The organism is Segetibacter aerophilus, assembly GCF_007991655.1.
Taxonomy (GTDB): domain Bacteria; phylum Bacteroidota; class Bacteroidia; order Chitinophagales; family Chitinophagaceae; genus Segetibacter; species Segetibacter aerophilus.
This window is the reverse complement of sequence record NZ_BJYT01000011.1, coordinates 141,063-157,832: the sequence shown is the minus strand read 5'-3', so window position 1 is coordinate 157,832 and position 16,770 is coordinate 141,063. Positions and strand designations below refer to the sequence as shown.

The 16,770-nt window shown below is 38.9% G+C and carries 17 protein-coding genes; 9 read left to right on the top strand and 8 right to left on the bottom strand.

From position 1 onward, the window contains the following. The first annotated feature begins 117 nt into the window (after nucleotides 1–117). The 3 genes from SAE01_RS15305 (at nucleotide 118) to SAE01_RS15295 (ending at nucleotide 1,332) form a co-directional block, all read left to right on the top strand. Complete coding sequence (locus SAE01_RS15305) at nucleotides 118–660, top strand: gamma carbonic anhydrase family protein (protein WP_147204661.1); 543 nt, start codon at nucleotides 118–120, stop codon at nucleotides 658–660. A 156-nt stretch (nucleotides 661–816) separates the two neighbouring features. Beyond that, on the top strand, nucleotides 817–1,011 hold the full coding sequence (locus SAE01_RS15300) for a hypothetical protein (protein ID WP_147204660.1): 195 nt from the start codon (nucleotides 817–819) through the stop codon (nucleotides 1,009–1,011). A gap of 30 nt (nucleotides 1,012–1,041) precedes the next feature. After that, the gene (locus SAE01_RS15295) at nucleotides 1,042–1,332 is read left to right on the top strand and encodes a hypothetical protein (protein WP_147204659.1); all 291 of its coding nucleotides are present in this window, start codon (nucleotides 1,042–1,044) and stop codon (nucleotides 1,330–1,332) included. Here the strand turns inward: SAE01_RS15295 and rsgA are convergent. The 3 genes from rsgA to SAE01_RS15280 form a co-directional block, all read right to left on the bottom strand. Beyond that, nucleotides 1,329–2,255 carry a ribosome small subunit-dependent GTPase A gene (rsgA, locus tag SAE01_RS15290; protein WP_147204658.1) on the bottom strand — a complete coding sequence of 309 codons (927 nt, stop codon included), beginning with the start codon at nucleotides 2,253–2,255 and terminating at the stop codon, nucleotides 1,329–1,331. The genes SAE01_RS15295 and rsgA overlap by 4 nt on opposite strands. Before the next feature lie 152 nt (nucleotides 2,256–2,407). Beyond that, the gene (gene efp, locus SAE01_RS15285; RefSeq protein ID WP_147204657.1) at nucleotides 2,408–2,971 is read right to left on the bottom strand and encodes an elongation factor P; all 564 of its coding nucleotides are present in this window, start codon (nucleotides 2,969–2,971) and stop codon (nucleotides 2,408–2,410) included. A gap of 240 nt (nucleotides 2,972–3,211) precedes the next feature. Then, the gene (locus SAE01_RS15280) at nucleotides 3,212–4,633 is read right to left on the bottom strand and encodes a tetratricopeptide repeat protein (RefSeq protein ID WP_147204656.1); all 1,422 of its coding nucleotides are present in this window, start codon (nucleotides 4,631–4,633) and stop codon (nucleotides 3,212–3,214) included. Between the two features lie 144 nt (nucleotides 4,634–4,777). Here SAE01_RS15280 and SAE01_RS15275 point away from each other — a divergent pair, with 144 nt between their 5' ends. Continuing rightward, a complete protein-coding gene (locus tag SAE01_RS15275; RefSeq protein WP_147204655.1) occupies nucleotides 4,778–5,134 on the top strand; it encodes a hypothetical protein in 357 nt (118 codons plus the stop codon). Between the two features lie 19 nt (nucleotides 5,135–5,153). On the opposite strand, the gene SAE01_RS15270 is transcribed toward SAE01_RS15275, so the two are convergent. Next, nucleotides 5,154–5,792, bottom strand: a complete 639-nt coding sequence (locus SAE01_RS15270; protein WP_147204654.1) for a DUF4412 domain-containing protein — start codon at nucleotides 5,790–5,792, stop codon at nucleotides 5,154–5,156. Nucleotides 5,793–5,874: 82 nt separating this feature from the next. Beyond that, nucleotides 5,875–7,740: a membrane protein insertase YidC gene (yidC, locus tag SAE01_RS15265; RefSeq protein ID WP_147204653.1), complete on the bottom strand. Its 1,866-nt coding sequence runs from the start codon at nucleotides 7,738–7,740 to the stop codon at nucleotides 5,875–5,877. 258 nt (nucleotides 7,741–7,998) lie between these two features. Here yidC and SAE01_RS15260 point away from each other — a divergent pair, with 258 nt between their 5' ends. From SAE01_RS15260 to SAE01_RS15245, 4 genes are all read left to right on the top strand, one after another. Beyond that, on the top strand, nucleotides 7,999–9,198 hold the full coding sequence (locus tag SAE01_RS15260) for a DUF4407 domain-containing protein (RefSeq protein WP_147204652.1): 1,200 nt from the start codon (nucleotides 7,999–8,001) through the stop codon (nucleotides 9,196–9,198). A gap of 386 nt (nucleotides 9,199–9,584) precedes the next feature. Next, nucleotides 9,585–11,672 carry a penicillin-binding protein 2 gene (gene mrdA, locus SAE01_RS15255; RefSeq protein ID WP_147204651.1) on the top strand — a complete coding sequence of 696 codons (2,088 nt, stop codon included), beginning with the start codon at nucleotides 9,585–9,587 and terminating at the stop codon, nucleotides 11,670–11,672. After that, complete coding sequence (gene rodA / locus SAE01_RS15250) at nucleotides 11,662–13,011, top strand: rod shape-determining protein RodA (protein WP_147204650.1); 1,350 nt, start codon at nucleotides 11,662–11,664, stop codon at nucleotides 13,009–13,011. Before mrdA ends, rodA begins: the two co-directional genes overlap by 11 nt. 178 nt (nucleotides 13,012–13,189) lie before the next feature. Then, on the top strand, nucleotides 13,190–13,933 hold the full coding sequence (locus tag SAE01_RS15245; RefSeq protein WP_147204649.1) for an MBL fold metallo-hydrolase: 744 nt from the start codon (nucleotides 13,190–13,192) through the stop codon (nucleotides 13,931–13,933). A gap of 106 nt (nucleotides 13,934–14,039) precedes the next feature. Here the strand turns inward: SAE01_RS15245 and SAE01_RS15240 are convergent, their stop codons facing one another. From SAE01_RS15240 to SAE01_RS15230, 3 genes are read right to left on the bottom strand one after another with little or no spacing between them, the layout of a single operon-like run. After that, nucleotides 14,040–14,432, bottom strand: coding sequence for a hypothetical protein (locus SAE01_RS15240; protein ID WP_147204648.1), 393 nt, complete (start codon nucleotides 14,430–14,432; stop codon nucleotides 14,040–14,042). Nucleotides 14,433–14,445: 13 nt separating this feature from the next. Continuing rightward, on the bottom strand, nucleotides 14,446–15,168 hold the full coding sequence (locus SAE01_RS15235; RefSeq protein WP_147204647.1) for a hypothetical protein: 723 nt from the start codon (nucleotides 15,166–15,168) through the stop codon (nucleotides 14,446–14,448). 55 nt (nucleotides 15,169–15,223) lie between these two features. Beyond that, nucleotides 15,224–15,769, bottom strand: a complete 546-nt coding sequence (locus tag SAE01_RS15230) for an RNA polymerase sigma factor (RefSeq protein WP_147204646.1) — start codon at nucleotides 15,767–15,769, stop codon at nucleotides 15,224–15,226. Between the two features lie 280 nt (nucleotides 15,770–16,049). Here SAE01_RS15230 and SAE01_RS24525 point away from each other — a divergent pair, with 280 nt between their 5' ends. Then, nucleotides 16,050–16,763, top strand: coding sequence for a class I SAM-dependent methyltransferase (locus SAE01_RS24525; RefSeq protein WP_170234169.1), 714 nt, complete (start codon nucleotides 16,050–16,052; stop codon nucleotides 16,761–16,763). The last annotated feature ends 7 nt before the right edge of the window (nucleotides 16,764–16,770 follow it).

Below are 16,770 nucleotides of genomic sequence, written 5' to 3'. Positions count from 1 at the left end.
TTCGTCTCGAACTCACATGTAAGGTTATGATCGAATGACCCGTTCAAATTCTCTTTCTATCTTTATAAGAGAACAACTTATTGTAAACTCTATTGCATCAACTTCTAACATAACCTCATGGCTTTAATACTTCCTGTAAATGATAAAATGCCTGTTTTGGGCAAAGCATGTTTTGTAGCACCAAATGCTACCATTGTTGGGGACGTAGTAATGGGGGATGAATGCAGCGTATGGTTTAATGCTGTGATAAGAGGGGACGTCAACTATATAAAAATGGGCAATAAGGTAAACTTGCAGGACGGTGCTGTGATCCATTGTACCTACCTTAAGAACCCAACCAACATTGGTAATAATGTATCTATTGGTCATAACGCCATTGTTCATGGTTGCACGGTCCATGACAATGTGTTAATAGGGATGGGGGCAATTGTAATGGATAGAAGTGTAGTAAACAGCAATTCTATCATCGCAGCAGGTGCAGTTGTTTTAGAAGGAACCATTGTCGAAGAAGGCAGCATTTATGCTGGCGTTCCCGCCAAAAAAGTAAAGGACATTTCTCCTGAGAAAATAAGTGGTGAAATTGACCGCATTGCAAATAACTATACAAAATATGCTTCTTGGTTTGAGAATTATAATGCGGTAAAAGAAAATAATATTTAACTTATGAACGTTATATCATGCTGCTTATTAAAAAGTAAGTCTGTGCTACAGGGAAGATCTATCGGACCCAGCAAGGCTTTTACGTGAATGGAAAAAAGCTGAATAAAAGCATCAAAGCTGCAGTGTGCGACGCAACGGAAGCAGAAAAAAGAATTAATGCCGACACAAAAATATACAGACATGAAAATAGTTGCAGCAATAGCTATAAGTGCGATGTGTGTAATGTTTATGTCTTGCAATGTGGGCAAAGGGTGTCCAAGCAGCGGAAGAAATGTGGGAGCGGAAAAAATCTTAAGCGGTGACCCTAAAGCGATAAAGGACATGAAAAAAGCCCGCAAGTTTCGTTCTTAAAGTGCATCTGTAAAATCTAATATCCAATATATGAGTTACCGCCTAACATCGGCTCAGGGCACGATCGAAGCAGTTATCGATGATAATTGCGGCATGAAAAAGTTTTTAAGTGTTGCCAACATGCTTGTAAGCGAGCACCAAATTAAATTTGTGGCTAAAGAGGATCGCAGCGAAACGGTGGACTGGTACTTTAAGTATAAAGGTCACAGTCTGAACTTGCATTATAATATCTACAATGGCGTTTCCATTTGCAACGCTCACATCAGGGACAATGATGTTGTAGCTGAACTTGCCGCCTCCCTTGAAAGCAAGTTTTATTAATAGCTTTTGTCTTCCATTGTATCTAAAATAGTCATGTAGCTAACATACCTGTCTACATGTATTTCATTTGTGTTTACCGCATTCTTTATAGCGCAGCCAGGTTCATTGGTGTGCATACAATTGTTGAACTGGCAATCATTCAGGCGCCTCCTCATTTCCGGAAAGTAGTGTGACAACTCTTGTTTTGTTATGCCTGTTAATCCAAACTCTCTGAGGCCGGGTGTATCTATCACCTTACCTTCTAACGGCAAATCAAACATTTCGGCGAAAGTGGTGGTGTGCATTCCTTTGCCGCTCCAATCACTTACTTCTTTAGTGCGTAGGTTTAATTCGGGAAATATTGCGTTTATAAGAGATGATTTGCCAACCCCGCTATGGCCGCTCAATAAAGTAGTTTTGCCTTTTAGAAATTCTTTTACTTCGTCTATCCCTGTGTTGTTTACAACACTTGCCAGCAGTACGGTATAACCAACCCCATTATACATGCTTTTCAATTCGTCAAACCTATCCATTTCTTTCTGACCGTAGACGTCGGCCTTATTAAAGACAATGACTGCAGGAACATGAAAAGCTTCGCACGAAACCAGGAACCGGTCAATAAAGCCTTGGGATGTTTTTGGATCCTTTATGGTAGCAAACAAAAAACTTTGGTCAAGGTTTGAAGCGACAATATGATGCTGGTTTTTGTTGTGAGGAGAAACCCTGGCAATATAATTTTTCCGGTCATGAATCGAAGTAATGGTAGTTGTGCTCTCTAATTCGTTCTCCAGTTCCATCTCTACCACATCACCAACTGCGATAGGGTTTGTTGAGGTAAGGCCGCTTATTTTCAGAACACCCTTAATCCTGGCGTTAAAAATTTTTCCATCCTCAGTCTTTGTCACATACCAACTTCCCGTTGATTTATAAATAAGCGCATTCATAAAACCGAAGTTAAGACAAGTGCAAATTGGAAGATTACTTTAAGTACAAATAGACAGTAGGAGAGTAGGTTTTGGCTGCGAGATCGTTGTAAGTGAAATGTACAGAAATGAAAAAAGCAGCCCTAAGGCTGCTCTTCTAAAAAATTCAATTCTTATTTCACGCGCTCAACGTATTCACCGGTTGATGTATTGATGCGAATAAGTTCGCCTTCATCTACAAACAAAGGAACCATCACCGTTGCACCGCTTTCTACGGTTGCAGGTTTTAATGTTCTTGTCGCTGTATCACCTTTCAAGCCTGGTGCGCTGTAAGTAACTTTCATCACAATTTTATCGGGTAGCTCAACACTCATCGGTTGATCTGTTTCAGTATTAATTAATACTGAAACCTCCTGGCCGTCTTTTAAAAACTGGGGAGCATTAATCATTGTTTCTGCCAACGACAGCTGCTCAAAAGTTTCGTTATCCATAAAGTTGTAGCCGCTTTCGTCTTTGTACAAAAACTGGTAAGGCTTCTTTTCAACTCTTACAGGGTAAACAGTATCACCGCTATTCCAGGTGTGTTCGATACTTCTATTATTGTCAAGTCCCTTTAGTTTAGCCCAAAATTTAGCAGCAGCACGGGCAGTTTTGTTCTGTCCAAATTCAACCACCGTATAAAGACTGCCGTCTAATTTTAAAATCATCCCACGGCTGATGTCTGATGTATTTGCCATAAAAAAATAATTAATTCAAATTCCTTTAAACCTTTTTAAGAGCCGCAAAAGTAGGTAATGGATTTGAATTTCCAATTTGAAGTTAGCATCTAAACTATTATGATACCAGCAGGTCTTTTCATAGCATCACCATGGCATCGCAATCACTTTGTCTGCAACTTTCAATGGCTCTTTAGTCTCATTAGCGGTAGAAGTTTACTACTTATTTCGTCTGATCTACTCCAGGCAATTCTGTTTGAGCTATGACTTCTTTCCCTTTTTATACCTGCCAATTAAATCTACAACTTGCTGATTTTGTAAAATTGCAGGATAAAGGTCTATAAGCTTTTTAACTTGCCTTGGAGATTTATTCATTGCCTTTTCCAACTGTAAAAGCGCTTCTTTAGATTTTTTGCGAGCAAACAGGCAGGCGCTATGATAAAATATAAATAAGGACTTTCCTTCAGTAATTTTAATAGCCGCATGGCACTGCTCTATTGCCTCCTCATAAAAACCTGCTTTAAAAAGGCATCTTATTAGTGCTTCCCATCCTGCAACGCTTTTTGGGCGGGTTCTCACCACATTTCCAAAAAATTGAATTGCCTCTTTAAAAAGTCTGAGCTGCATTTTACATTCGCCCATTGCCAGGTTATATTCCGGCAGGTTACGGTGAATACGCATGGCACTATCTAATTGTTTCACGGCACTTTCCCATTGCTCCTCGTTGATGTACGTTAGTGCCATTTTGTAGTACAACTTACTATCGTCCGGATTCAGGTGCGATGCTTTACGATAATTGAATCGTGCTTGCGCGAAATTTCCAATTTTATGATAACAATGTCCAATAGCCTCGTAAATCACATCTTCCGGGCGACTCAGTTCTAGAACCTTTTCCAGCACTTCTATAGCCTCCTTAAACTTCCTCAGGCGTAGATATGCATCACCCATGTTCCGGTAGGCATAATCAAACTTTTCATCGATTGTAACAGCGTAGAGGTAAGCGTCGATCGCTTTTTCATACAACTTCAAACCCTGGTACGCCGCACCTAGATTGAACCACGCTAGTTCGCTATAAGGGTAATCTTCAATAATCTGAAGGTGGAGTTTAATGCTTTCTTCATTTCTACCGGTAAAATCTGTCCAGAAGCAAATTTTATAGAGGGCTTCTTCATTGGTGGGATCTTCTTCAAGAATTAATTTCAGGCAATCAAAAACCTTGTCAAATTCCTCGTAGTCATCATAAACATCCGCAAGTTCAAAAAGGAGTTCAATTCTTTCTTCACCTTCAAACTGCAATAGGGCAGCTTCTAAAAGTTCAACCGCTTTGCTTTGCTGATCGAGCGCGAGATATGCGTCCGTTTTAAGAATGAAAAGATTGATGTCGTTGCTATCGTATAGCTCAGCCTTCTCAAGGATTTCAAGTGCATCCCAATATTTTCTTCCCGCCAACAAAAGGTCAGCTTTTTTTATCATAAGCACCGACGAGAAAGGAAACTGCTCTATTCCAAAGTCTGCCGCCTCCATCGCTTTTAAAAGTTCATCCTTTTCGTCGAAATAGTCAATTATGCGTTCAAATGAGTCTTCTTCCAGAAATGAATGCTGTCGTCCGGACCTTAAATTTTCAAACTGCCTGAGCAATTCCCGCATCTCTTCTTTATCTTCTCTGTATGAATTTCCCGCCATTTGTGTGTCTTATATTTGAAAGTTAAGCTACCTGTTAAAAAAAACAAATTTCTTTTTTTAACTTTTTTTATTTTCCCGCGTCTATAATAAAAAGGGCAAAAAGTTGTTAAATAATGAATAATACTTGTAAATTTGTACCGTAAAATGAGACATCCATATAACATACAACTTAAAAAAATATCAATTGCCCTGCTCTTAGTTGGGTTTACTCATATTGCTATGGGTTCTTTTACCGGTTCAACGGATAAAAGAACTAGAAATATTTATTCGTTAAAGAACTTTAATAGAAATTTTTATAAATCAGCTTCTCCGTTCTCATTACGCGCTGGTTTTGAATATAGAGGGCTGCAATTGCTAAGCCAAAAGAAAGAGCAAAACGGGGATATCACTTATAACTCTATGATGCGTTTTGAAAAAGGTAACACGACCTATATTTATCCCTATACTCATAAGGTAAGTGTTCCTAAGTTTAAAGCTCCAGCACCTCCTGCTTTTCGTTAATTATTGCTTTTCTTGTATATTACAGCACTCGATAACCAGTTTTAGGCACGTCAAATTTAGCTACCGGAACTGGTACTAATGATATTTTTGAAGCTGTAAAAGTAACTTTTGTTTTCCCTTGAGCAAATTCAGCCTGGTATTCTAAAACAAATCCTGCCAAATCTTTAAACTGATATTCGTACTCTGTAGTCGAGGGGATAATGGCGGTGGTATAAAACACATCGTAAGTAGAACCGTCAGTAAGAGTTGCAATTACTTTATTGCATTCATAGCCTAGAATTGTTTTCTTTTCATTTGTTTTTGTAAACTTAATTCCCTCATATTTTTTATTTTTCTCTCTCCTTTGGTTGCCATCGAGGTAAGAAATGTATTTTGTATTTCCCAGCTCTCTCAATATGATTGTACTGTCCTCTTTCGAGTCATAAATCATTGTTTGCTTAAAATTTGGCGTTTCCAAATCGCTTCTGCTTCTTGTACCTTTTATATAAACAACCTTGGTAGTTCCAGTCATAGCTTTTGAAGCTGCCATGTCGCCTTTAGTGTCTTGTACCGCAACATCGAAATTCACAGTGCAGTCAGAGATTATCTTTGTTTCCTGGCCGGAGGTTTTAGCGCTAGCCAAAAAAGCTACACAAAAGATCGTTAGTAGTATTTTCATATTGTCGATGTAAAGAAACAAAAATCTGGCTGTTGATAAGAAAAAAGCTGAAGCGCGGCTTCAGCTTTTTATAGATAGATATTTACTTTTTGTTGTTATTGGTTCTTTGCTTCAGATCCTGAACCTTTTGCTGCGATTCCATCATCTGGGAGTATCGCTCCTGCCATTTAGACTTTGTTTTTGGCTTTTTTCTTGTTTCTTCCATTTTTGCTAAAATCTTGTCGTGGTCTATAATGTAGTTCTGAATTACAAACTGAAGAATTAGCGTAATAAGGTTTGAAACAGTATAGTACCACGTTAACGCCGACGGCAATTGGTTAAATATAAACAGGAGTATAAAGGGAAAGAAATAAGGCATATACTTCATGACCGGGTTTCCCTGGTCAGGAGTCATGCTCATATTGTAAATTGAAATTAGAAAGCTGGTAGTGACTGCCGTGATTGTAAAAAGACTAATGTGGTCGCCGAACCCAAAAGGAATAGAAAAAGGCAACCGCGCAATTACATCATAAGACGAAAGATCTTTCGCCCACAAAAAGCTTTGCCCTCGCAACGCAATCTCAGAATTAAAGAAACTGTACAACGCAAAGAAGATTGGAATTTGTAAGACAGCCGGTATACAGCCTCCTAATGGATTAACTCCTGCCTCCCTGAACAATTTCATCTGCTGCATTGCAAAGGCTTGCTGGTCATCCCCGAGTTTTTTCTTGAGGATATCTAATTCAGGGCGTAAAACCTTCATTTTGGCACCGCTTAAATAGCTCGTATATGTAAGGGGGGAAGTAACTAACCTGATAAAGATTGTAAGTAAGGCGATTACCCAACCGTAACTACTAATGAAACTTGCGAAGAAGTTGAATACAGGGATAATAATGTACCTATTAATATACTTTACGAAGGAGAACACACCCGAACCTAAGTCCACAATACTCTCCATTTTGATGTTATACTTTTTAAGAACGTTGAACTCATTTGGTCCATAGTAAAGTGCCATTGGAATAGTAGCTGACGCCGCCGCAGGCAGTTGAATTTTCATATTCGCAATAGCTTTCCCGACTACTTTGCCTGTGTCACTGTCGGCTGGAACTGTAACACTCATCTCTCCGCCATTAAAATTATTTTTAGCAATAAGCGTAGAATTAAAGAATTGCTGCTTCATCGACACCCAGTTTACAGGTTTCTCAAAAGTAGCTGTCGTGCCTGTAGTCGCAGTCTTGTAATCGTAGCTTCCGTCCTCAACGAAACAAAGCCTGGACTGTCTTCTTTCGTAGACAATATCTGTCTGCTTCTTGTCCGCTTCTACCTGCCAGTTTACGTTTAATGTATTTCCTGTTAAAAGCCGGTTTGCACCATTTATTACGATATTCCAGTCAACCATATAATCGTTCGGCTTAACGATAAATTGGTGAGTAATGCTCTGACCATCTACAGAAGTGAGTGAATAGCTCACTACTTCTCTTCCATCTGCTTCTTTAGTAATGGTTGGGGGATTAAAAAACAGGCTGCTTGTTAGAGCTGACTGATTTGCAGAAGTATTAATGGTGTACGCAATATTATTAAATGGAGAACCGCCCATTATTGCATTAGAACTATCAAAGGACTTAAAAGTTTTTAGTTCAACACTCTTAGGCTGGCCACCTTTATTTGTAAAACTTATTTTTATAAGCCCATTATCGATAGTTGTAAGTTCTTCAGCACCATTTGCTGCGCTTTGAAAGTTACCCGCCACGGCTAGCTTGTTTGTAGAATCTCTTTTTAGTGAATCTAAAGCTGCCGCGGCAGGATCTACTTTCGGTGCAGTAAGAGCTCTAACGCGTGCAATAGAATCTTCAGTTCGTTTTTTATCTAAAAGTATGGCCTGCTGCTGCCGGTTTGAAAACCAAAAATATCCAAGAAAAAGAATCCCAATCAACACAAAACCAATGACCGTATTATTGTCAGTCTTCATAACAAAGTAAAAATTAGGCGGCAAAGGTAATGATTTGCAGTTTAGATAGATTTGGGAGGAGGCAGTAAGCTAGAAGTCAGCTCATTCTATTAAAGCACGATTGGCTTATTGGCAAAAAGTTGACGTTAAAGTATAGATAAAAGGGACTTTCTCTACTTTTTGTAAGTGTCAATGTTTTTATTTTACTTCCAGTATTTGTAATACTTTCCCTTCTTCAACCGCCTGTATCTATTTTTTACTCACTTAATTTATTTCCTGATGAATAAAAACATTTCATCTATTTCTCAAAGGGAGCAGTATAACGCCACCAAATGGGATTCTTTTTTATGGTGGTTAAGCACAGCAGAGGAAGAACTACTGATACAATGCGTAGTTGATAGAAACAGGTATAAAATTATTGGTACTACAGTTTTGGCAACATGGAGCTTTGCCACCCTAGCATGGACCTACTTCTGGTCAACCATTACGACTAGCCTGGTTCTGGCCATTTTGCTCGGATTGTTTATGGGTTTTATTATACTTACCATCGACCGTGCTCTTATCAAGGGCATGAATAAGTTTAATAGAAACAAAATTGCTCCGTTATTGCTTCGAAGTGTTTTAGCTATTACTCTTGGAACTTTTATGGCTCAACCCGCTATTCTTTTTATGTTCGATAAGGAAATTAAATTGCAGGCGTCGTTAGATAACGAGATAAGAAAACGAGCAAAACAACAAGAACTGGATTCTCTTTTCAACCCTCAGAAAAATGCTCTTAATGCCGAGCGTACGCAATTGCAAAACCAGCTGACCGGAAAATACAACGAGGTGTCGACCTCACGCGGGGAATTTTTAGCGGAGATAGATGGAACAGGCGGGACTGGTAAGGTTGGAATTGAGAACATTGCGAAAGCGAAAAGAGCGGAGTATGAGAAACTCGACAGTCAATACAACCAGCTACGTTTTTCTCTTCAACCGCGCATTGTTTCTATAGATAGTAACCTTGCCTCTATAAATAGCCAGGTAAAAAAAGAGAACGATGTTTTTGCGGGATTATTAAACAACGGATTTCTCACCAGAATAGAAGCGCTTAATAATTTAGTTAAGAAGAATTCAGCTTTGCAATGGAGATACATCTTAATAGTTGTAATTCTGATGTTGATCGAATTGATGCCAGTTTTGGCCAAAACTCTTTTGCCTGCGGGAACTTATGATGAAAAGGTGAAATTGACAGAGGATATGGAGAAGGAAATTGCTGAGGCTAACCAGTTGAAAGAAAAGCAGCTTAAGGAGTTATATAACCGCCTGGCGCAGGAAAACGATACTACGTTTATTGAACAGTTTTTTGCTTCTAGTAGAGCTGGACGGGATGAGAAAATGAAGTCTCAGTTGGAAAGTTGGAGCAAAGATCATGAAGAACCTTTTGATGGTTTTTGGGAGCGTTTTAAAAAGGATATGCTAACGAAGCAGGAAAATTAAAGAGTTAGTGGCTGCTCATATTTTTGTAATTCATCAAATTCCATCTTATTTCATTCACTGTAAGAAATGAAAATTCTCCGTTGAGCTGCTGCCTTTTGTAAAAAAAAGTACAAGTGTGCGACGCAACGAAGATGAAAAGCGTTTCGTTCGCTTGCCACAAAAAATTCTTTATTAAGATTTTTGCGTCCAAAAGCTTGTGAAGGTTTGAGCCTTTTTGCACGTTTATTACTCCCGGCAAAAAACAACTTCAATTGATTGAAAAGTTGAGGCAAAACTGATTTCTACTTAATGCACACAGTGTCTTTATTTAATAATAGAAATTTTGCAAAACATACTGCAAATTTGCATGGTAACGTATTAATGGTTCGTAAAATAGAAAGGGCAATATGCCGGAATTTAATCAGTCCCGAAAGAGGGTAATTCAATTAATTTTTGTTGTTGTTTTTCTTGTAATTGTAGGACAGCTATTTAACCTGCAAGTGACATCTGGAAAATATAAAAAGCTTGCAGACGATAACGCCGTTGCTAAAAAGATCGCTTACCCAAGCCGTGGTATTATTTACGACCGAAAAGGAAGAGCTATTCTAGATAATATTGCCCGTTTCGATTTAGTGGTTACGCCCTCCCAGGTAAAAGGAATCGATACGCTCGCATTATGTAATCTCTTAAAAATAGATACAGCCGAGTTCAACAAAAGAATTGTCACTTCTATTATCAAAAACGGAAGGTATAGACCCAGCGTTTTCGAGCCTTTTATAACTACGCAGTTACAAGCGCAGTTGGATGAAAACATGTATAAGTTTTCAGGGTTTGACCTTTCTGAAAGACCTGTTCGTACTTATCCGTACAAAGCTGCTGCTCATATATTAGGTTACGTTGGAGAAGTGGATACGGCCATTATTAGAAAGTCTGGGTATTTCTATCAAATGGGCGATTTGGTGGGCCGTAGCGGTTTAGAGAAAACCTATGAAAAGGTTTTAATGGGTCAAAGAGGAATTAACTTTTTGATTAAGGACAACAGAAACAGAATACAGGGCAGCTATGAAAAAGGCGTGTATGATACCTTGGCGGAAGCCGGAAGAAACCTATATACGAGCGTTGATATTGAGTTGCAGCAATTAGCTGAAAAATTGATGAAGAACAAGATAGGCGGATTGGTAGCTATTAATCCTAAAACAGGAGGAATCCTTGCGATGACATCGGGACCTAGTTATGATCCGAATGATTTGGCCGGTGCTGCTTTTAGAAAAAACTGGGGCAGAATGGCACTTGACACTGCCCGACCTTTATACAATCGGGCAATCAAGGGACAATATCCTCCCGGCTCTACTTTTAAACCTTTGGGTGCGTTGGTAGCTTTAGATCAACGACTGATCACCCCTTCTTATGGGTACTCATGTCCGGGTCGCTACTATGGCTGCGGAATAGGAAAGCCGGCTTGTACTCACTCTGGTGGGGGTCATGCCGCCAATCTTAGAATAGCTTTGGCCAACTCGTGCAACTCGTATTTTGTCCAGATTTTTCGGATGGCTCTTGATAATCCTGCTTTTGGAAATACCGCCAATGGCTACCTTAAATGGAAAGAGTACATGAACTCATTTGGCATGGGTGTAAGATTAGGCGTTGACTTGCCGAGCGAAGACAGGGCTTCAATACCAGATACGAGTCGTTACAATAAAGATTTTGGTGGCGCGAAGCGCTGGAACAGCTGCAACGTGTTAACCCTTGGCATCGGCCAGGATCGTATGACAGCTACTCCTCTTCAGATGGCAAACGTAACCAGCATTATAGCTAATCGCGGCTATTATTATACTCCGCATTTTGTAGATAGTATACAAGAGGAAACGATTAATGATACCGCTTTCCTTGAAAAATACAGAACCAAACATAAGGTGACAAATATTTCAGACTCAGCTTACCAGGCCGTGGTTGATGGAATGTATGACGTTACTGTATACGGTACTGCAAATTTTCTTAAAATTCCGAACATTCAATATTGTGCAAAGACGGGGACAGCTCAAAACCCTCACGGTAAAAATCACTCAATATTCACCAGTTTCGCTCCGCGTAGAAACCCAAAGATTGCTGTCGCTGTTGTGATTGAAAATGCTGGCTATGGTGCTACCTGGGCAGGTCCAATTGCTACACTGCTTATGGAGAAATACTTAAATGATACTATTTCTGCTGAAAGTATGTCGACACTGGAAAGGGTATCTAAAGCAGATTTAATTCCTGCAGCAATCAAGCACTGGTATTATCAAAAGGACTCTATCAGGCGAGCTAAAGCTGGCATTAAAGAAGTAAGTGTAGATACAGTAATAGAACAGCCGGTGGTAGTAGCTAAGAAGACAACATTCGATCCTGAAGCCGAACCAAATAGAAAAGATACAGGAGAATATCTCATTGAGAAACCGTCCATGCTTTTACCTGACGACAAAAAGAATACTTTAGACACGTTGAAGCATGACAAATAGTAATAACATCTCTAAAGGGATAGACTGGAGTATAGTTATCTTGTACGGAACGCTCGTGATCATAGGCCTGTTGATGATTTTTGCGAATGAGTATAAAGAGGGGGATAACATTTTTCAGCCTGTCTTAAGCCAATCAAAAGACTACGGAAAGCAAGCATTATGGGCCGGCATCTGTTCGGTGCTTGCCATTTTCATTTTACTCACGGACAGCAAATTTTTTACAGCGACCGCAAACCTGATGTATGGGGTCGGTATTGTACTGTGTCTTGCGGCGCTCGTAATCGGTTCGGAAGTCAAAGGGTCAAAGTCGTGGCTCGTACTAGGCGGCTTTCGATTACAGCCTTCTGAACTTTGCAAAGTCTTTACTTGTCTTGCGTTAGCAAAATACATAAGCAGGCAGGAGACGGATTTTAGCAAAACAAAATCGCAGGCAGTTGGGGCAGCAATATCCTTGTTGCCCGCCATTATTACCGTTGCTCAAAATGAAACGGGACTGGCGTTGGTTTACTTCTCATTTTTCCTCGTAATGTACCGGGAAGGACTGCCACCATTTATTCTGATTACAGGAGCGTCCCTCGCTGTTATTCTCATACTATCACTCATCTTTTCTCCAAATACTCTTTTTATCGCCTACGCTGTTTTAGCTGCGCTTATGATATTTTTTTGCCGTAATCTATTTAAGAGAAACCGTGCACTGCTTTGGATAATAATAGGCGTGTGGGCCTTTGCGAGCATAGTGTCGTCCGTAGCCATTCCGTACCTGATAAATAAAGTAATGAAACCATACCAAAGGGACCGAATTTATAGTCTCGTTGGTAAGCCTTACATTCCCCAGGACCCGGAAGAGAGGGCGGAACTAGAACTCGTGAAAGCTAAAACGAGGGGTAAAACCCGCAACCAAAGTGAGTACAATGTTATTCAATCAAAAATAGCTATTGGCTCAGGTGGGTGGACAGGTAAGGGTTACTTAAAGGGTACACAAACAAGGTACGATTTCGTGCCGGAGCAGAGAACAGACTTTATCTTTTGCACAATCGGTGAAGGTTTCGGCTTCCTCGGCAGTATTGCTTTTTTAGCCCTTTATGCGATTTTATTGTTCCGGATCGTAATTATTGCAGAACGACAGAGAAGCACTTTTAGCAGGGTGTACGCCTATGGTGTGGCCAGCATTTTCTTTTTTCACATCACCATAAATATTTGCATGACTATTGGGCTTGCGCCTGTTATCGGAATCCCGCTCCCCTTGATTAGTTACGGTGGATCTTCTTTGCTTACCTTCACCATTTTGTTGTTTATTCTTATCAGGCTCGATGCAGACAGACAAATGATCTTACGTTAGTTTAAAGCTATTATCAGTCCTTTTGTGATTTAGTAAAAAGATGTGGATCCATAAATCATTACTACTATTTTTCATTGTTGCGTCGCACTCTTGTACGTTTAAACACTATGAAGCAATGTGTGTACGTGATCGTTATAACCCTTTTTGAAAGAAACTTTACCGAAAAACTCAGCGAGATATGAAAATTATTCCATTAAGTGAGGGCGTTTTTACCATTGATAAAACCAAAGTTTTTGTTCCTTTTCAGATGGCATCAGATGATTTGCAACAACGGCCTGTTGGAAGTTTGCTGGTAGAAGTGCAACCGTTTGTCGTAGTAACATCCAAAGACGTTTTACTGCTGGACACAGGCCTTGGATTTATGGTAGATGGGAGACCCCAGATTTATAAAAACATGGAGGAAAACAGAATAGACCCATTAACAGTTACCAAAGTTTTGCTAACACATCTACATAAAGATCATGCGGGTGGAGTAAGTGTAAAAGATAAGCTAGGCCATTATTCTTTGGCGTTTCCAAATGCTACCTATTATCTTCCCAAAGATGAACTTGATTATGCTTTTGAAAAAGGCTTTCCCAGTTATATAACCGAGGAGTTTGACATACTTACTAATAACAATAAGGCAGTACTACTCGACGAAAAAGGAAGTATAGACGACTATATAGAATATCAGCTCGTTGGTGGACACAGCCCATTTCATTATGCCTATTGGATAAAAGAAAGTGAAGAGACGGTTTTTTTTGGAGGAGATGTAGCACCTCAACTACAACAAATGAAAAGTAAACTTGTAGCTAAGTATGATTATGATGGCAAAAAGAGCATGGAGCTAAGGCAAAAGTGGTGGCAACAAGGAAACCGGGAACACTGGACTTTTTTGTTTTACCATGACGTAAAAACACCCTTTTATTCCTCCAAACCTTAATTGGGATATTACTTGATATAAAAAAGGCCTGCCCTAAAAAGAGCTGGCCGTTGCTAACCTATGAAAAACACCGAGTTTATAATAAGGTACAAATGTTTTAAAATTGTTATGTTCCTTCTCGTTTAATATTACGCTTAATTAATTCTTTTCGCAACATTTCCATAAAGTTTTTCTCAGCAACGAACAGCTTATTTACTCTTTCATCTGACCCTAAAACAGCTTTAAAGTCGTCTTTATACTTTTTCCGGATATTTAAGACTTTCTCGTCTAAAACAATTTGATCGCTTTGATCTTCTTTGCGGATATTCCTTATTTCGTTCTTATAATTATTGTAAACAGGCCAAAGTTTATCTGATTCCTCTGAAGTTAAGTCTAGTTCCTTTGTTAAAAATTCAACTTGGAGAGAATCGGCTCTTTTACTGTTTTGCTGTGGCTGAGCAAAACAAATATAATTAATGTTTATAAGAAGTACTAGTAGTAAAGTAAATTTTTCTGTCATATCAAATTCCTGTTTACATTTTATCCTTTTCGCCATTTTCCTGTAAAAATTCCTGTATCTCCTCGTCTGACATCCTGCTTACAGCGCTTCTAATATCGTTATGTTTGGACCGCTGGATATTTTTATTCGAGACGATATTTTCATTAGGCGAAGTAGTTTTTAAAAATTCAACGATTTCCTGCTCGCTTAATTTATTAACCGCCGGTATAGCCTTAACCTGGTAGGACCTGGCGTTAGTATTGTCTTTTCCTATAAAAATAAAAAGACCTATAGCCAATAATCCAATGATTACAGCCGCCGCTAAAAAACGATATATTTTTTTTGGGGCAGTGATTGAAATAATTTTTGCCCTTGAGTCAGCAATAATGTTTTTTTTCCACTGCTTCTCTTCGAAGTAGTTGGCAGGAATACTATAAACCGGTTTTCTACTGATTTTATTTAATAGCGGAGCAATTTCCTTTAGCTCATCAAAGGCTTCATTTACCTCTTCTTCCTCATAAATTTTTTCCAGTACTCGGGATGAAAAATTTTCGAAATAATCACCAGGAATTGAATACGGCATATCTGTTGAGAAGTAATATTTCACGTCGCTGTTCAACTTAATTTTCTCTGTAATTGCTCCACTGAGACCATCAAAATAGGTGAGGGCTACCCTATAAGGCGTTTTGTTGTCAATCTGCATTAGAGAGGGGGCGCATTCCTGTAATTCCTGCAATATCTTGTTATTCTTCTCCATATCCGCTGCTTTGACGAAGGAAGGTCGCCTAAAGTTTAATTATGCTTTTAATTTTTTAGTTATTAATGATGAAATCTTCAATTTTTTTGGCCGCATGGTGATAGCTTGCTTTCAATGCACCTTCACTTGTTTCTAAAATCCGACTCATTTGCTCATATGGCATCTCATCATAATACCGCAAGTTAAATACAATCCTTTGCTTTTCGGGCAACTTTTGCATGGCAAGTTGAAGTTTCCATTCCAGCTTGTTGGCGTCGAAATTTTCGTCTGCCTTTATCTTATTGCTTAGCCCACTTTCAACTTCGCTTAAACTAACTGCGCTACGTCTTTTTTGTTGTTCTAGAAAAGTAAGACACTCATTTGTCGCAATTCTATATAACCATGTATACAGCTGGCTATCTTCTCTAAAATTCTCCAATGACTTCCACACCTTGATGAACATGTTTTGTAAGATATCATTCGTATCGTCGTGATCTACTACCATTCTCCTGATGTGCCAATATAGCTTCTCCTGGTACTTCTTTATCAGGTCTGTAAAAGCCCTTTCTTTTTGCGACGGATCTTTGAACTGGTATAGTAATTCCTTATCCTCTGCGTACATAAAAAGCCGTTTAAAAATATTAAGCAATCGAGCGATCCAATCTATCGTTTTGAGCCACTTTGCAACAACGTTTGTTTCAGTAAGACTTTACCAATGTTCAATTCACGCAGTGCCATTACAAAAGATAAAGTCGACCGGTAGTAGAATCTTACTACCAACATTATTTTCAAAGTTAACTCCTCATTTTATTTATTCGGCTTTTAGCAATTTTCGAGCGAGATATGCTAAATCGAAAATTTTTTTTATCAGCCGCTGCTATATAATTTATTTTCTTTGCCGCATGAAGCTGTTTTTAATTCGATTTACAAAGTCATTTTTTATAAAACTTCAACTCCATCGCATCTTTCAACCTTTTGAGGTCGTTTTTTTAAACCTGGTTTATTTATCACGATTTTCGAAATGGGCAGCTGAAAATAAGAAAGCTGAATACAACGATTTTTGGAGTAAGTGGGACTACCTCAAACGGTACCCCATGTATGAGCAGGTAGTAAAGAAGGAAGAATTGACCGGACCTATCAACTATATCGAATTTGGAGTAGCAGCTGGGCATTCTTTTGATTGGTTCATGTCACAAAACAAACATTCCAACAGTCGGTTTTATGGTTTTGATACATTTGACGGGTTACCGGAAGATTGGGGTCCTTTTAAAAAGGGCTCTTTCAGTAATAATAATGAAATGCCGCTGATAAAAGATTTTCGCGGAAAGTATTACAAAGGCCTATTTCAACAAACTGTACCAGGCTTTTTAAGTGAGTTAGATAATAGTCGTAGAAATGTTATTATGCTGGATGCTGATCTTTGGTCAGCGACCTTATATGCGCTTACTTCACTCGCCCCTTACTTAAAAAAAGGCGATGTTATCTTTTTTGATGAATTTGTTGTTCCTACTCATGAGTTTAAAGCTTTCCTTGACTTTACTTTGTCTTTCTATATCAAACTAAAACTCATCGCGGCTGCGAATAATTACTATTTTGTTGCCTTTGTGGTAGAATAAGTTTTAT

Coding starts and splice junctions, on each gene's coding strand:
- SAE01_RS15235 (WP_147204647.1), bottom strand. CDS start 15,168: ATGGAGAAGAATAACAAGATATTGCAGGAATTACAGGAATGCGCCCCC.
- SAE01_RS15245 (WP_147204649.1), top strand. CDS start 13,190: ATGAAAATTATTCCATTAAGTGAGGGCGTTTTTACCATTGATAAAACC.
- SAE01_RS15300 (WP_147204660.1), top strand. CDS start 817: ATGCCGACACAAAAATATACAGACATGAAAATAGTTGCAGCAATAGCT.
- rsgA (WP_147204658.1), bottom strand. CDS start 2,255: ATGAATGCGCTTATTTATAAATCAACGGGAAGTTGGTATGTGACAAAG.
- SAE01_RS24525 (WP_170234169.1), top strand. CDS start 16,050: ATGAAGCTGTTTTTAATTCGATTTACAAAGTCATTTTTTATAAAACTT.
- SAE01_RS15270 (WP_147204654.1), bottom strand. CDS start 5,792: ATGAAAATACTACTAACGATCTTTTGTGTAGCTTTTTTGGCTAGCGCT.
- SAE01_RS15280 (WP_147204656.1), bottom strand. CDS start 4,633: ATGGCGGGAAATTCATACAGAGAAGATAAAGAAGAGATGCGGGAATTG.
- SAE01_RS15260 (WP_147204652.1), top strand. CDS start 7,999: ATGAATAAAAACATTTCATCTATTTCTCAAAGGGAGCAGTATAACGCC.
- SAE01_RS15240 (WP_147204648.1), bottom strand. CDS start 14,432: ATGACAGAAAAATTTACTTTACTACTAGTACTTCTTATAAACATTAAT.
- yidC (WP_147204653.1), bottom strand. CDS start 7,740: ATGAAGACTGACAATAATACGGTCATTGGTTTTGTGTTGATTGGGATT.
- SAE01_RS15305 (WP_147204661.1), top strand. CDS start 118: ATGGCTTTAATACTTCCTGTAAATGATAAAATGCCTGTTTTGGGCAAA.
- SAE01_RS15295 (WP_147204659.1), top strand. CDS start 1,042: ATGAGTTACCGCCTAACATCGGCTCAGGGCACGATCGAAGCAGTTATC.
- SAE01_RS15275 (WP_147204655.1), top strand. CDS start 4,778: ATGAGACATCCATATAACATACAACTTAAAAAAATATCAATTGCCCTG.
- SAE01_RS15230 (WP_147204646.1), bottom strand. CDS start 15,769: ATGTACGCAGAGGATAAGGAATTACTATACCAGTTCAAAGATCCGTCG.
- mrdA (WP_147204651.1), top strand. CDS start 9,585: ATGCCGGAATTTAATCAGTCCCGAAAGAGGGTAATTCAATTAATTTTT.
- rodA (WP_147204650.1), top strand. CDS start 11,662: ATGACAAATAGTAATAACATCTCTAAAGGGATAGACTGGAGTATAGTT.
- efp (WP_147204657.1), bottom strand. CDS start 2,971: ATGGCAAATACATCAGACATCAGCCGTGGGATGATTTTAAAATTAGAC.